Raw genomic sequence first — 13,967 nt, 5'->3', positions numbered from 1 at the left:
AACGACGGGGTGTGCGAACGGCTTTCGGTGTCTGCCGGCTCGTTCCGGACGAGGCCGGCTGGGCAGCATCGATGGCCGACACCGTCTGTGGTTCTCAACGCCGTCCCGCGGTCGTGAAAGGACGCCGGTCGTGAACCCGTCCAAAGACATCTTGTTGCCTGGAGACGTCCTGGTGAAGACCGACATCAGCGGCTTCGTGATCGAGAGGGGCGTGCGCGACGTGCGCTACGGGCTCCGCTGGGAGCCCGTCGAGAAGGTCGGGTCGCTGCGCTTCGCGTTGCAGGAGGCGCGCGACCTCGCGATCGCCGCTCACGCGCGGGCGTGGTTCGTCATCGATGCTCAGGAGTACGCGCCGATCCCACTGGACGACGAGTTCTCGATCCGCGCGGCGAGCTGATCCATTCGACGCGTGCCGGCGGCGTGGTCGGAGCGCTCCGTGTCGCGCGTCTTCTTCGCGTCTCAGTCGAGCGGCCGGATCCGGATGTTGGCGTACGCCGTCAAGCTGTTGGGATCGTGCGCCTGAAAGGCGATCGTGCCCGGCGCGATCCGCCGGCTGAGCGTGTCGTAGTTGCTGGTCCACCCGGCCGGCTGCTTCCATCGGACGACCTCCTCGCCCTTCACCGAGATCGCGATGGTGTTGTTCTCGACCCGGATCTCCAGGGGAATCCACTCATCGTCCTTCCCCGGGATGTTCGACAGGTCGACGACGTGATAGAGGCTGCCCGTGCGGATGCGATCCGTGTGGCTGTTGTTCACCTGCACTTCGAACCCCTTGCCCGGAAACCCCTTCTCCTGCCACTCCGTCAGGATGTAGACGCCGCCGTTGGAGCGCTGCCGCGCCATCACGTCGAGCCGGAGATCGAAGTTCAGGAACGTGTGATTCCGGATCGGTCCGTCGTAGTAGAGATGCGACGCGCCGCTCTTTCCATGGGCGACGATCGTGCCGCTGTCGACGCGGAAGGCGTCGGCGGGGCCGCCCACGCGCCATCCGCTCAGATCCTTGCCGTTGAAGAGGCTGGTGAACCCCGATTCGACCGTGCGCGTTGGCGGCGCGGGCAGCGGCGTCGCCGTCTGGTCGATCGGCGGAGGCGGCGGCGCGCCCTGCTGGGCGCTCGGGACCGCGACGGCACCGATCGCCGCCATCAGGATCACCACGAACGACATCGTCGTGCGTCTCATCGGCGCTCTCCTTGGAAGCTGGTGTAGCGCATCCTACCGCGAACCCGGGGACTTGCGAACCTCGAAGGCTTGCCGTCCCGCGGCCTTCGTGCGACTCTACGCGCCGTGTCGCACGTGTCCGCGGAACGAACGGTCGCCGACCTGTCGCGGTTGCTCGAGGTCTCGCGCCATCTCGGGGCGACGATTGAGCTGCAGCCGCTGCTCGCGGGCATCGAACGCGCCGCGCTCGACGTGCTGCGGTGCGAACGGGCGAGCGTGTTCATCCTCGACCGCGAACGGGGCGAGCTGTTCAGCCGGCTCGCGACGGGCGTGCAGGAGATCCGGTTTCCGGCCGATCGGGGCATCGCCGGCGAAGCGGCCCAGCGCATGGCGGTCGTCAACGTGCCGGACGCCTATGCCGATCCGCGCTTCAACCCGGAGATCGACAAGACGACCGGCTACCGGACCCGATCGATCCTGACGCTCCCGATGATCGGCCACGACGGCGAGCTGATGGGCGTCCTGCAGTTGCTGAACAAGCTGAGCGGCCCCTTCACCGCCAACGACGAGGAGCTGGCGCGCACGCTCGGCGCGCTGGCCGGCGTGGCGCTCCAGCGGCAGCTCTTGCTCGAGGCTTTCGCGGAGAAGAAGAAGCTCGAGCGCGACCTGGCGATCGCGCGCGACATCCAGCAGGGGATTCTGCCCGACGCCGCGCCCGCGCTCGACGGCTTCGACATCGCCGGCTGGAACAAGCCGGCGGACGAGACCGGCGGCGATCTCTTCGACTTCATCGAGGTGGCGAAGGGGCGCGTCGGCGTGATGGCCGGCGACGCGACCGGCCATGGCATCGGCCCGGCGCTCGTGGCGGTCGAGTGCCGGGCCCTCATCCGTGCCCTGGCGTTGAGCACGCCAGACCTGGCGCACATCCTCGGGACGACCAATACGCTGCTGGCCAAAGATCTCAGCGACAGCCGGTTCGTCACGCTCTGCCTGGCCTTCGTGGATGGGCCGGGCGCGACGATCGCCTTCGCGAGCGCGGGGCACGGGCCGCTGCTGCATTACCGGGCCGCGACCGATTCGTTCCAGGAGCTCGAGATCTCGGGACCGCCGCTCGGCCTCTTCGACGGCATGTCCTACGAGCCGCCGCCGCCGATCGCGATGGCGCGCGGCGACATGTTCATCGTGCCGACCGACGGCTTCTACGAGTACACGGGACGCGACGGGACGTTCTTCGGCAACGCGCGCATCCAGGACGTCATGCGCGCCCATCGTCACGAGCCGGCCGCCGTGATGGCCGCGCGGCTGTACGATGCCGTCATGGCGTTCGCGGCCGGCGCGCCGCAGCTCGACGACATGACGGTCGTCATCGTCAAACGCCTGTCGTAGGAGGCTGTCTTGTCGTCGCCGAACCCGGTTGTCGTCCCCTCGTCGTCGCTCGTGTCGTGGACGCAGGTGATCTACCTGCTCCACGCGGTGAGCCTGCTCACGGGCATCCTCGGCGCCGCGACGATCGTCGGCGCGTTCCTGATCGGCTGGCCCTCGATCGTCGCCGTGATCCTCAACTACGTGAAGCGCGCCGACGTGCGCGGCACCTGGCTCGAGTCGCACTTTCGCTGGCAGATTCGGACGTTCTGGTACGGCCTGCTCTGGACCGCGCTCTGCGTCGTCTTCGTCGTCGGTACGCTCGGCATCGGGTTGCTGATCGTGTGGCTGCCGATCGCCGTGCTGTCGGTCTGGTTCATCTACCGGATCGTGCGCGGGTGGCTGGCCCTCCGCGACGGCCGGTCGATGTACATCTGAGCCGGCGATCCATCGACCACGCTGAGGCGACGGCGCAATCGGCGCGATGAACGTGAGGGACTGGTTTGCATCGCAGCACCCGGTGGTCCAGGCGCTGTGCGCCTCGATGTTCACCTGGGCGGTGACGGCGGCGGGTGCGGCCGTCGTGTTCTTCGCGAAAGACGTCAGCAGGCGGACGCTCGACACGGCGCTCGGCTTCACCGCCGGCGTGATGATCGCCGCCAGCTTCTGGTCGCTGCTGGCGCCGTCGATTGCGCTGGCCGCCGAGATGGGCGTCGTGCCGTGGGTGCCGGCGCTCGTCGGCTTCCTGGCCGGCGGCGCGTTCTTGCGCCTCGCCGACTGGCTGCTGCCGCACCTCCATCCGCTCATGCCCGCGGCGGAGGCCGAAGGCATCCGCACCAACTGGACGCGAAGCCTCCTGCTCGTGCTGGCGATCACGCTCCACAACATTCCGGAGGGGCTCGCCATCGGCGTGGCGTTCGGCGCGGTCGCGGCCGGCTACGAGGGCGCGACGCTCGGCGCCGCGACCGCCCTCGCCCTCGGCATCGGCCTGCAGAATGCTCCTGAAGGTACGGCCGTGGCCGTGCCGCTGCGGCGCGACGGCCTTTCGCGGCTGCGGAGCTGGTGGTACGGGCAACTCTCCGCCGCCGTCGAGCCGGTGGCGGCGGTGGCTGGTGCGGCGGCCGTCATCGTGATGCGCCCGCTCCTGCCGTATGCGCTGGCCTTCGCGGCCGGCGCCATGATCTTCGTCGTCGTCGAGGAGGTCATTCCAGAATCGCAGGGCGGAGGCAACACGGATGCGGCGACGATGGGCGCGATGGTCGGCTTCGCCGTGATGATGACGCTCGACGTGGCGTTGAGCTGAGCGGACGGAAAGGAGCGGTTTTTCGAGGCGCTTGACAAGGCCCGACCGGATATTTAGCATTTAGAAACCTATTTTTTGATGACTCAAATATCCCGGTGCGCCCTCGCAGTTCTTGCCGCCAGCCTGCTGTTCTCCGCCGTGCCGGTAGCGGCCCAGACGACCGCGACGGTGCGCGGCGTGGTCACCGACCAGCAGGGCAGCGTGATTCCCGGCGCCGACGTGCGCCTGAGGAACGGGTTGACCGGCCTCGAGCGGACGACGACCAGCGATCAGGCCGGTGCGTTTGCGATCGCGAACATCCCGCTCGAGGCCTACGACCTCCACGTGGAGCGCGCAAGCTTCTCGCCGTATCGGCAGCGAATCGAGCTGCGATCCAGCGTGCCCGTGTCGCTGACGGTCGTGCTGCCGCTTTCGGTGCAGGTGGCGGTGACGGTCGCGCCCGACGAACCGCTCGTCGACATGGTGTCGGCCGGCACGCGCACGCAGATCGGCGTGGGGCGCATCGAGCAATTGCCGGTGCCGGTCGGGAGCCGCGGCCTCGAAGCCGTGCTCGTGACGTTTCCCGGTTTCGCCCAGAACGCGAACGGCGCCATTCACCCTCGCGGCGCGCACAACCAGATGACGTTCGTGGTCGACGGCCTGCCGATCAGCGACCAGCTCACCGGCGCGTTCGCGAACGCGCTCGATACGAGCATCGTCCAGAGCGCCGAGCTCATCACGGGCAACGTCCCGGCGGAATTCGGCGGCAAGGTCTCGGGCGTGGCGATCGTGACGAGCCGCAGCGGCCTCGGCATCAGCCGCCGGTTGGCCGGCGACGTGCTCATCTCGGCTGCCGGCTTCGACACGGTCCAGGGCGCGGTGCAGGCCGGCGGCGGGGGCGCCGGCTGGGGCTACTTCGCGTCGGTCACGACGATGCGCACCGACCGGTTCCTGGACCAGATCTCGATTGACAACCTGCACAACTCGGGAGCGTTCGTTCGAACCTACGGCCGTGTGGATCTGATGCCGACGCCGCGCGACATGGTTCGCGTCCACGTGATGGGCGGGCGCTCCGCGTTCGAGCTGGCGAACCTGCGGTCACAGCAGCGGGCCGGCCAGGATCAGCGGCAGGCGCTCCGCGACGTCGCCGTCTGGGGATCGCACCTGCGCACGCTCACGGCCACGTCGACGTTGGAGTCGATCGCCGGCGTGCGGACGGCGACCGCGGCGCTCCGATCCAGCGCTGGCGATACGCCGGTCAGCGCGACCCAGGATCGGCGCGTCAGCACGATCACGTTGGCGGGGCGGCTGACGCGAGGGATCGGGACGACCGTGCTGCGGGCCGGCGCCGACGTCCAGGTGACGCCCGTGCGCGAGCACTTCACCATGGGCATCACGTCGCCGCGCTTCAACGCGCCGGACGATCCTGGTTTCAACGCGGCGCTTGCGCCGTTCGATCTGACGCAGGGCGGCGTGCCGTTCGTCTTCGACGCAGCGCGGACGGGGCACGCCTACGGCGCATTCGTACAGCAGACCTGGCAGACGCGGCGCGTGACGCTCTCGGCCGGCCTCCGTCACGACGTCTATCGCTTCATCGTCGCGGGTCAGCAACTGCAGCCGCGCGTCGGCGTGGCATTCGCGCTGCCAGGCTCGGCCGGCGTGATTCGCGCCTCCTACAATCGCAACTACCAGACGCCGCCGCACGAGAACCTGCTGCTGTCGAGCTCGGAAGCCGCCAGCCGGCTCGCGCCCGAGAGCATCCGTCGAGCGCTCGGCGGCGCCTATCGCCCGATCCGCCCCGAGCGGCAGAACGTGTACGAGCTGGGTTACCAGCGGGCATTCGGCCAGCGTGCGACGCTCGACGTGTCGGCGTACCGGAAGCGGTCTCGCGATCAGCAGGACAACAACAACTTCTTCAACACCGGGATCATCTTCCCGACGGCGCTGGCGGGCATCGACGTGACGGGCGTCGAGGCTCGCCTGACGCTGGCCGAGCGGCGCGGCGTGTCCGGTACGCTCAGCGCGACCGGCGGACGTGCCGTGTCGTCGCCGCCGTTCACGGGCGGGTTGTTCCTCGGACAGGACGCCGTCGACTTGCTCTCGTCGGGGCCGTTCGCCATCGATCACGATCAGCGGCTCAGCGTGCACGGGACCACGACGTATCGCGCCGGCAGTTCGTGGATCTCGGCATCGGTCCGGCACGACAGCGGCCTCGTGGCGAACCCGTCGGATCCGGACGCAGTCGCGGCCGATCCCGATTTCGCCGATTTGCTGCCGTACGTCGACCTCACGGCGGCGGTGCCCCGCGTACGCCCGCGGACGATCGTCGATCTCGCACTGGGTCACGACGTCCGTGCCGCCGGCCGCCCGGCCTGGACCGTCCAGATTCAGGTGACGAACCTGACCAACCGCACCGCCTTGTACAACTTCCAGTCGGTGTTCGTCGGCACGCGTCTCGTTCAGCCGCGTACCATGGCCGTGAGGGTGCGCCGGCACTTCTGATCGGCCGGCCCCGCGATGGACAGAAAGACCCGCCGGCTGGATGGGGCACGGCCTCACTCGCTACCGGCGGGTCGGCAGGTCGTGCGTGACGAGCTCCTCGATACGCGAGCGGCGTGCGTGCACGGCGGGCAGGCGGACGGCCTGCGGCTAGAATCCGTCATGCCGTCGTTCGGTCGAGACTTCCTCCAGCACTGGCTCCTGGATCCCGACATCACGTACTTGAACCACGGTACGCTCGGGGCGCCGCCTTCGCGCGTGCTCGCCGCGCAGCAGGCCATCCGCGACGCGATCGAACGCCAGCCGGCGCAGTACCTGCTGCGTGAGCTGTCGGGAGCGATGCCGATGCCATGGCGGGCCGAAGGCCGGCTGCGCGAGGCGATGCGACCCATCGCGGCGTTCGTCGGCGCCGACGCAGACGATCTGGTCTTCGTCTCGAACGTCACCGTCGGGCTCAACGCCGTGCTGCAGTCATACGACTTGCGGCCTGGCGACGAGGTGGTCGTCGCCGACCTTGCGTACGGGGCGATCGCGAATGCCGCCCGCTACGCGGCTGCGCGCGCCGGCGCTGCCGTGCGCACGCTCGTCATGCCGTTTCCGATTCGCGATCGCGGCGTCGTCGTCGCCGCGATCCGCGATGCGCTGGGTCCGCGCACCCGGCTGCTCGTCATCGACCACATCACGGCGATGACCGCGCTCGTGCTGCCCATCGCCGAGATCTCCGCGCTCTGTCGTGCAGCGGGCGTGCCGGTGCTGGTGGACGGCGCGCACGTGCCAGGCGCGATCGACCTCGACATCCCGTCGCTCGAGGTGGACTGGTACGCCGCGAATCTCCACAAGTGGGCGCACGCTCCGAGGCCGTGCGGCATCCTGTGGGCGCAGCGCGATCGGCAGCCGGCGTTGCACCACCCGGTGGTCTCGTGGGGGCTCGATCGCGGATTCCACGCCGAGTTCGACTGGAACGGCACGTTCGATCCCAGCCCGTGGCTGGCCGCGCCGGAAGGAGTGGCCGCGCTCGAGGACTGGGGGTGGCCCGCGGTGCGCGACTACGTGCACGACCTTGCCTGGACGGCGGGTGCGATGCTCGGCCGGCGCTGGCAGACGACGGTCGAGGCGCCCCGCGACATGATCGGCGCGATGGTCACCGTTCCGCTCCCGGACCGGGCTGGATCGACGGATGCCGACGCGGATCGCGTTCGCCTCGCGCTGCTGACCGAGGCGCGCATCGAGGTGCAGCTCCAGGCCTGGCGCGGACGCCTCTGGGTGCGAGTGTCGGCGCAGGTCTACAACGACCCGGCGGACGTCGAGCGGCTCGGCGTCGCGGTCGATCGTCTGCTGAGATGACCCTCCCCGCGGCTCGCTCTATCGGCGCTTCGCCTTCCGATTGAACGCGAACAGCGCGTGATCGGGCGACCGGATGCCTCGGTACTGCTCAAGCAGGAGCCTGGCGGCGAGGAAGCCGAAAGTCATGCCGTTGCCGCCGTAGCCCAGCGCGAACAGGTGGCCGGGATATCGGCGGTGAGGCCCGATGTAGGGCAGGCTGTCCGGCGTCGTCGCGAAGAGCCCTTCCCACGCGGCGTGGACTCGGCATCGACCGAGCGCCGGAAACAATCGCTCGGCGTGTTCCCGCAGCCGCTGGGCTTCATCGCGCAGCATCCGCCGGCGCCGTGCGGTTGGAACGCGCGGCCGGTCGCCGCCGCCAAGGAGCAGTTGGCCATCGCCGGTCCAGCGCGCGTAGTGATACGGCCGCTCCGCACTCCACGACATCACCTGTCTGGGCGGCGTGCGACCGGCGACTGGCGCGGTGGCGATCACATAGGTGTGCTGGAGTTGGAAGCGGGCTGCGAGGGGCTTGAACGCCGGCGTCGCATATCCGGTCGCGATGACGACGCGCTCGGCTCGAACGCTGCCGGCAGATGTCTCGACGTCGACGGCGCCCCGCCGCGCGACGATGCGCGAGACCGGCGACCGTTCGAAGACGCGCGCGCCCGCGTCTGACGAGGCCGACATCAGCCCGACGCACGCGGCGTACGGGTTCATCTGCAGGTTGCCGCGCGAGCGGATGCCGGCGACGGCGCGCAGACCCGCGATCCGCCGGAGCGCCGCCGCCTCGAGCCACGCGGCGTCCAGGCCGAGCGTCCGCCGGCGCTGCCATTCCCGCCGGAGACGCGCGGCCCCCGCGGCATCGAGCGCGTAGAACACGGAGTCCACGCGTTCGAGGTCGCAGGGGATCCGCAGCCGCCGGAGCGTGCGGACGTAGTCGCGGATCGCCTCGCCCGCGAGCCGCCACAGGCGCGTCACGGCGCGCGCGCCGTACCGCGCCGTGAGGTCCACGACGTCCCGATCCGGCTCACGCATCACCATCGCTGTGCTGACGGCAGTGCTGCCTCGACCCACCCGGCCGGCCTCCAGCACGGCGACGCGCACGCCGGCCGACGCGAACCGCCAGGCGATCGCGGCGCCGGTCATGCCGCCGCCCACGACCACCACGTCGACATCCAGGTGGCCTCGGAGCGCCCGGTACGGTCTTCCTCGCACCGGCGATGGATGAGTGAGCCACACCGAGCGGCCGATCCAGAGCGTCCCCATGACATCGCCCATCTTGGCGGGAGGCTTGCTTTCGATCAAGCAACGGGAGGACGTGATGGCGACCCACAACCATCTGGCTGGAGTGACGACGACGCCGTACTGGATGCAGTCCGCTGCGCTTCCGGCGTTTCCCGCGCTCGACCGCAGCCTCACCGTGGACGTCGTCATCGTCGGCGGCGGCGTGACCGGATTGACCGCGGCGTATCTACTGACGAAAGCCGGCCGGACGGTCGCGGTGCTCGAACGGGATCGCTGCGGGCGGATCGACACGGGGCACACGACGGCGCACCTCACGATGGTGACGGACCTTGGGCTGGGCGCGCTCGTGAGCGCGTTCGGGCGCGATCACGCGCAGGCGGTCTGGGACGCCGGGCTCGCGGCGATCGCGCAGATTGACGAGATCGTGCGCAGCGAGCGCCTCGCTTGCGGGTTCACGTGGGTGCCGGGCTACCTGCACGCACCGATCGACGCGCGTGATGACGAATCGGCGGCGCTGAGGGACGAGGCGGATCTCGCGAGGGCGCTGGGCTTCGACGCGTCGTTCGTGGGCGACGTGCCGGTCGTCCATGCGCCCGGGGTCCGGTACGAGCACCAGGCGCGCATCCATCCGCTGGCGTATCTGTCGGGCCTGGCTCGCGCCGTCATCGCGGGCGGCGGCCGGATCTTCGAACACTCGGCGGCCGAGGAGTTCTCGGAAGAGCCATTGACGGTCACGTCCGGGCGCCACACGCTGTCGTGTCAGCACGTGGTGATCGCCACGCACACGCCGCTCGTGGGCAATGCGGGCCTCGTGCGCGCGACGCTGCTCCAGACGAAGCTCGCGCTCTACAGCAGCTACGTCGTGGCCGCGCCCGTGGCTGCCGGCGTCGTGCCGGACGCGCTCTTCTGGGATACCGGCGATCCGTACTCCTACCTGCGCATCGACGACACCGGCGGCGAGCCGTTCGTGATCTACGGCGGTCAAGACCACAAGACCGGCCAGATCGAGGACGAGCACGCCTGCTATGACAGGCTCGCGGCGTCTCTGAAGCAGATCGTGCCCGTCGTCGAACCCGCGTACCGCTGGTCGGGACAGGTCATCGAGACGGCGGATGGGCTTCCGCTCATCGGTGAAATCTCGCCTCATCAGTTCAGCGCGACTGGATTCGCCGGCAACGGCATGACGTTCGGCACGCTGTCGGGCATGATGGCCTGCGACCATGTGCTCGGCCGATCGAATCCCTGGACGGGCGTGTTCGACATCGGCCGGACGAGAATCCGTGGCGGACTCTGGGACTACATCAAGGAGAACAGCGACTACCCGTACTACCTGATCCGCGATCGGTTTGCCGGGACCGATACACGGTTCCTTCGTGACGTGCCGCGCGGCGAAGGGCGGGTGCTCGACCTGGACGGTCAGCGCGTGGCCGCCTTCCGGCAGAGCGACGGCGCCACGATCCTGCGGTCGGCCATCTGCCCCCACATGGGGTGCGTGGTGGGCTGGAACGAGGCGGAACGGACGTGGGACTGCCCGTGCCACGGGTCGCGTTTTCGGCCCACCGGCGAGGTGATGTCCGGACCGGCGGAGTCTCCGCTCGCCGAGTTCGAGCCGCAGCCTTCGCGCCCTGAATCCACCTGAAGGCGGTCACGGCGGAGGCCCGTGGTCAATCCGCGAGCCGCGCTGGAGAGCGGTGGAACCCTCGCCGCCGTCCGCCGATGACAGCCGCAATCCGACTGAGCCAGACACAGGTTCTGACGCAGGCGCTCACCGATCGTCGACGCGGGCCATCGCCTGCTGGCGCGCGGGTCTACAATGCGCACGTGGCTGCCGCCACCTTTCATGGTTGACTCACGCCCGCTGGTGCTCGTCGTGGACGATTTCCAGGACGCGCGCGAGATGTACGCCGAGTACCTCCGGTATTCCGGCTTCCGCGTCGCCGAAGCCAGCACGGGGCTCGACGCCATCGAGCAGGCGTTCGACCTCCGGCCCGACGTGATCCTCATGGACCTCTCGCTGCCGGGCATGGACGGTTGGACGGCGACCCAGCATCTGAAACGTGACGCGCGCACGAGCCACATCCCGGTCGTCGCGTTGACCGGTCATGCTCTGGCAGGCGCGTCCGAGAGCGCCCGGCAGGCCGGGTGCGACGCGTTCATCACCAAGCCCTGTCTGCCCGAGCAGCTCGTCGCCGAAGTGCGGCGGCTGCTCGACGGATCGAGCCGCGCCGACTCGACTTGAGTCTCGCCGCCGTGGAACGTCGACGTCTCAGCGGCGCACGTTCTTCTCGTAGATTCCGAAGAGCATGAGGCAGAACCCCGCCAGGCGGACGCCGAAGACGTAGACCCGCCAGTCGGTCGCGAGCGGCATCGTGCCTTGCGCCGTGTAGCTCGCCGCCAGGAACACGAACGCCAGCGCGAACCACAGGAACAGCCGATCGACCGTCGTCCGCCAGAACCTGAAGAAGAGCAGCGCGGCGACGATGCAGCTCATCGCGACGGCACCGCGCAGGAAGGTGACGAGCAGGCTAGTCGCCATACCAGATGAGCCCGACGAGCAGCAGCGCCATCGAAGAGAGCGCCGAGCCGACGCGCAGCAGCGACAGGTCGATGTCGGCCGGCAGGATCACCAGGTCCACGATGACGAGGACGTTGGAGATCGTCCACCCGAGGAACGAGAGCGTGCACCAGAGCAGCAGGCGGGCCTTGGTACGGCGGTACATCCGCAGGAGCAGCGCCGCGCACACGCCGCTCGTTGCCGCGCAGAGGACGTAGACAGCGGTCGCCATCACGGTTTGGGCTCGCGGAGATCGAAGGCGTCCGAGAACGACTTCAACGCGCCGCGCGACCGCGAGCTGACGAAGGCGACGACGGCGTTCCGGTCGATCGCGTGGTGCTGCGCCAGCAGGTCGGTGTAGCGGCGCAGGTTATCACTCTTCGGATCGTAGAAGTATGCCAGCTCGTCGTGCTTGTGGACGCCCACGAGACCGCGAGCCACCAGCGCCTCGAGCACGCTGCGGCTCGCGTTCTCGCCGAGGTTGAAGGCGCCGCTGACCTCGCGCGCCGTCCACGGTCTGGCGGACGCCCGCAGGCCGATCAGCACTTCCATCGACTCGATCGAATCGATGCACGCCGACAGGAACGAGCGGAGCTCGGTCGGCAGTTCCGACCCCGAGGCCATCCGACGCATCCTATCAATCGATCGCCGCCAGTCCATCGGGCGATGACATGAGGCAGGCTTTGCCCTCATGGGTGAATCTGATACAACTGTCACTCTCCCAGGCACGAACACTCCGCGACAGCTCTGTTTCCAGGTCGAGGGCAAGGAGCTCATCGATGGACACGTCTGCCATGGCGTCAACGCGGGATCCGATTTCTGGCGCGGCCCTCCTGAACGGGGCGTCGGCCGACGACGGCCGGGGATTTTCGAAGGCGTTGCTCGCGGCCATGCTGTCGCTGCGAGACGGCGATTTCGCCGTACGGCTTCCGGCCGATCTCACCGGCATCGACGGGAAGATCGCCGACGCGTTCAACGAGATCGCGGCGGTCAGCCAGCGGAGAGCGCGCGAGACGACGCGCGTGGCGCGTGAGGTGGGCAAGGAAGGCAAGCTGAAGCAGCGGATGGCCGTGCCGGGGGTCGTCGGCGGCTGGGCCGACGAGGTGGCGGCGATCAACATGCTGATCGACGACCTCGTCTGGCCGACGACGGAGGTCACCCGCGCGGTCGGCGCCGTCGCCAAGGGCGATCTCGGGCAGTCGATGGCGCTCGAGGTCGACGGCCGGCCGCTCGAAGGCGAGTTCCTCCGGTCGGCGCGGCTCGTCAACAAAATGATCGATCAGCTCTCGGTGTTCACGTCCGAGGTGACGCGCGTCGCGCGCGAGGTCGGTACCGAAGGCAAGCTCGGCGGCCAGGCGCAGGTGCGCGGCGTGTCGGGCGTGTGGAAGGAGCTCACCGAGTCGGTCAACCAAATGGCCGGCAACCTCACGGCCCAGGTCCGCAACATCGCGGACGTGACGATCGCCGTGGCCAACGGCGACCTGTCCAAGAAGATCACGGTGGACGTCCGCGGCGAGATCCTGCAGCTCAAGGAAGCCATCAACACGATGGTGGACCAGTTGCGGGGGTTCGCCGCCGAGGTCACGCGCGTGGCGCGCGAGGTCGGCACCGACGGCAAGCTCGGCGGCCAGGCGGTCGTGCCGGGCGTGGCCGGCACCTGGAAGGACCTGACCGATTCGGTCAACGCGATGGCGTCGAACCTCACGGCGCAGGTGCGCAACATCGCGGGCGTGACGACGGCCGTCGCGCGCGGCGATCTGTCGCGCAAGATCACGGTCGACGTCAAGGGCGAGATCCTCGAGCTGAAGGACACGATCAACACGATGGTCGATCAGCTCAACGCGTTCGCGTCGGAGGTCTCGCGCGTGGCGCGCGAGGTCGGCACCGAGGGCAAGCTCGGCGGCCGCGCCGAGGTGCCGGACGTGGCGGGCACCTGGAAGGACCTGACCGACTCGGTGAACGCGATGGGCGCGAACCTGACGGCGCAGGTGCGCAACATCGCCGAGGTGACGACCGCGGTGGCGCGCGGCGACCTGTCGCGCAAGATCACGGTGGACGTGAAGGGCGAGATCCTCGAGCTGAAGGACACGATCAACACGATGGTCGACCAGCTCAACGGGTTCGCGTCGGAGGTGACGCGCGTGGCGCGCGAGGTCGGCACCGAGGGCAAGCTCGGCGGTCAGGCGACCGTGCCCGGCGTCGCCGGCACCTGGAAGGACCTGACCGACAACGTCAATTCGATGGCTTTGAATCTGACCACGCAGGTGCGCAACATCGCCGAGGTGACGACCGCCGTCGCCAAGGGCGATCTCTCGCGCAAGATCGCGGTCGACGTTAAAGGCGAGATTCTCGAGCTGAAAAACACCATCAACACGATGGTCGATCAGTTGAACGGCTTCGCCTCCGAGGTGACGCGGGTGGCGCGCGAGGTGGGCACCGAGGGCAAGCTGGGCGGCCAGGCCCTGGTGCCGGGTGTCGCCGGCACCTGGAAGGACCTGACCGACTCCGTCAATTCGATGGCGAACAACCTGACCGCGCAGGTGC

Annotated in this window: 14 protein-coding genes; 9 read left to right on the top strand and 5 right to left on the bottom strand. The window is 69.0% G+C overall.

The features are described from left to right. Positions 1-130 precede the first annotated feature (130 nt). Positions 131-397, top strand: a complete 267-nt coding sequence (locus IT184_15985) for a hypothetical protein (GenBank protein MCC7010308.1) — start codon at positions 131-133, stop codon at positions 395-397. A gap of 62 nt (positions 398-459) precedes the next feature. Here IT184_15985 and IT184_15980 read toward each other — a convergent pair whose 3' ends face one another. Continuing rightward, positions 460-1,179, bottom strand: a complete 720-nt coding sequence (locus tag IT184_15980) for a DUF1080 domain-containing protein (GenBank protein MCC7010307.1) — start codon at positions 1,177-1,179, stop codon at positions 460-462. 114 nt (positions 1,180-1,293) lie between these two features. Between IT184_15980 and IT184_15975 the strand changes: the two genes are divergently transcribed. The 5 genes from IT184_15975 (at position 1,294) to IT184_15955 (ending at position 7,645) form a co-directional block, all read left to right on the top strand. Continuing rightward, on the top strand, positions 1,294-2,544 hold the full coding sequence (locus tag IT184_15975) for a SpoIIE family protein phosphatase (GenBank protein ID MCC7010306.1): 1,251 nt from the start codon (positions 1,294-1,296) through the stop codon (positions 2,542-2,544). A 9-nt stretch (positions 2,545-2,553) separates the two neighbouring features. Then, positions 2,554-2,958 carry a hypothetical protein gene (locus tag IT184_15970; protein MCC7010305.1) on the top strand — a complete coding sequence of 135 codons (405 nt, stop codon included), beginning with the start codon at positions 2,554-2,556 and terminating at the stop codon, positions 2,956-2,958. A 46-nt stretch (positions 2,959-3,004) separates the two neighbouring features. Continuing rightward, on the top strand, positions 3,005-3,823 hold the full coding sequence (locus IT184_15965; GenBank protein ID MCC7010304.1) for a ZIP family metal transporter: 819 nt from the start codon (positions 3,005-3,007) through the stop codon (positions 3,821-3,823). A gap of 78 nt (positions 3,824-3,901) precedes the next feature. Continuing rightward, on the top strand, positions 3,902-6,304 hold the full coding sequence (locus IT184_15960; protein ID MCC7010303.1) for a TonB-dependent receptor: 2,403 nt from the start codon (positions 3,902-3,904) through the stop codon (positions 6,302-6,304). A gap of 159 nt (positions 6,305-6,463) precedes the next feature. After that, a complete protein-coding gene (locus IT184_15955) occupies positions 6,464-7,645 on the top strand; it encodes an aminotransferase class V-fold PLP-dependent enzyme (protein MCC7010302.1) in 1,182 nt (393 codons plus the stop codon). 18 nt (positions 7,646-7,663) lie between these two features. Here IT184_15955 and IT184_15950 read toward each other — a convergent pair whose 3' ends face one another. After that, the gene (locus tag IT184_15950) at positions 7,664-8,890 is read right to left on the bottom strand and encodes an FAD-binding oxidoreductase (GenBank protein ID MCC7010301.1); all 1,227 of its coding nucleotides are present in this window, start codon (positions 8,888-8,890) and stop codon (positions 7,664-7,666) included. Between IT184_15950 and IT184_15945 the strand changes: the two genes are divergently transcribed. Both IT184_15945 and IT184_15940 read left to right on the top strand, forming a co-directional pair. Then, positions 8,889-10,508, top strand: a complete 1,620-nt coding sequence (locus tag IT184_15945; protein MCC7010300.1) for an FAD-dependent oxidoreductase — start codon at positions 8,889-8,891, stop codon at positions 10,506-10,508. The two genes, IT184_15950 and IT184_15945, sit on opposite strands and share 2 nt — an antisense overlap. Positions 10,509-10,709: 201 nt before the next feature. After that, entirely contained in the window at positions 10,710-11,108 is a 399-nt protein-coding gene (locus tag IT184_15940; protein MCC7010299.1) for a response regulator, read from the top strand. Positions 11,109-11,135: 27 nt separating this feature from the next. Here IT184_15940 and IT184_15935 read toward each other — a convergent pair whose 3' ends face one another. From IT184_15935 to IT184_15925, 3 genes are read right to left on the bottom strand one after another with little or no spacing between them, the layout of a single operon-like run. Continuing rightward, positions 11,136-11,405 (bottom strand): hypothetical protein, encoded by a 270-nt coding sequence (locus tag IT184_15935; protein MCC7010298.1) that lies wholly within the window; start codon positions 11,403-11,405, stop codon positions 11,136-11,138. Continuing rightward, positions 11,395-11,655 (bottom strand): hypothetical protein, encoded by a 261-nt coding sequence (locus tag IT184_15930; protein ID MCC7010297.1) that lies wholly within the window; start codon positions 11,653-11,655, stop codon positions 11,395-11,397. The genes IT184_15935 and IT184_15930 overlap by 11 nt, the downstream gene beginning before the upstream one ends. Then, a complete protein-coding gene (locus IT184_15925; GenBank protein ID MCC7010296.1) occupies positions 11,655-12,047 on the bottom strand; it encodes a hypothetical protein in 393 nt (130 codons plus the stop codon). The genes IT184_15930 and IT184_15925 overlap by 1 nt, the downstream gene beginning before the upstream one ends. 155 nt (positions 12,048-12,202) lie before the next feature. Here IT184_15925 and IT184_15920 point away from each other — a divergent pair. Further along, positions 12,203-13,967, top strand: a 1,765-nt coding sequence (locus IT184_15920) for a HAMP domain-containing protein (protein MCC7010295.1), incomplete at its 3' end; no start/stop codon positions are given.

The organism is Acidobacteriota bacterium (assembly GCA_020853395.1).
GTDB lineage: Bacteria > Acidobacteriota > Vicinamibacteria > Vicinamibacterales > SCN-69-37 > JADYYY01.
Note: the sequence above shows the minus strand (reverse complement) of the source record. Positions and strands in the feature narration are given on the sequence as shown.

Bases quoted from the DNA above. Each gene is read 5' to 3' on its own strand.
- IT184_15960 (MCC7010303.1), top strand. From the start codon at position 3,902: ATGACTCAAATATCCCGGTGCGCCCTCGCAGTTCTTGCCGCCAGCCTG.
- IT184_15935 (MCC7010298.1), bottom strand. From the start codon at position 11,405: ATGGCGACTAGCCTGCTCGTCACCTTCCTGCGCGGTGCCGTCGCGATG.
- IT184_15980 (MCC7010307.1), bottom strand. From the start codon at position 1,179: ATGAGACGCACGACGATGTCGTTCGTGGTGATCCTGATGGCGGCGATC.
- IT184_15945 (MCC7010300.1), top strand. From the start codon at position 8,889: ATGACATCGCCCATCTTGGCGGGAGGCTTGCTTTCGATCAAGCAACGG.
- IT184_15925 (MCC7010296.1), bottom strand. From the start codon at position 12,047: ATGGCCTCGGGGTCGGAACTGCCGACCGAGCTCCGCTCGTTCCTGTCG.
- IT184_15930 (MCC7010297.1), bottom strand. From the start codon at position 11,655: ATGGCGACCGCTGTCTACGTCCTCTGCGCGGCAACGAGCGGCGTGTGC.
- IT184_15940 (MCC7010299.1), top strand. From the start codon at position 10,710: ATGGTTGACTCACGCCCGCTGGTGCTCGTCGTGGACGATTTCCAGGAC.
- IT184_15955 (MCC7010302.1), top strand. From the start codon at position 6,464: ATGCCGTCGTTCGGTCGAGACTTCCTCCAGCACTGGCTCCTGGATCCC.
- IT184_15965 (MCC7010304.1), top strand. From the start codon at position 3,005: ATGAACGTGAGGGACTGGTTTGCATCGCAGCACCCGGTGGTCCAGGCG.
- IT184_15950 (MCC7010301.1), bottom strand. From the start codon at position 8,890: ATGGGGACGCTCTGGATCGGCCGCTCGGTGTGGCTCACTCATCCATCG.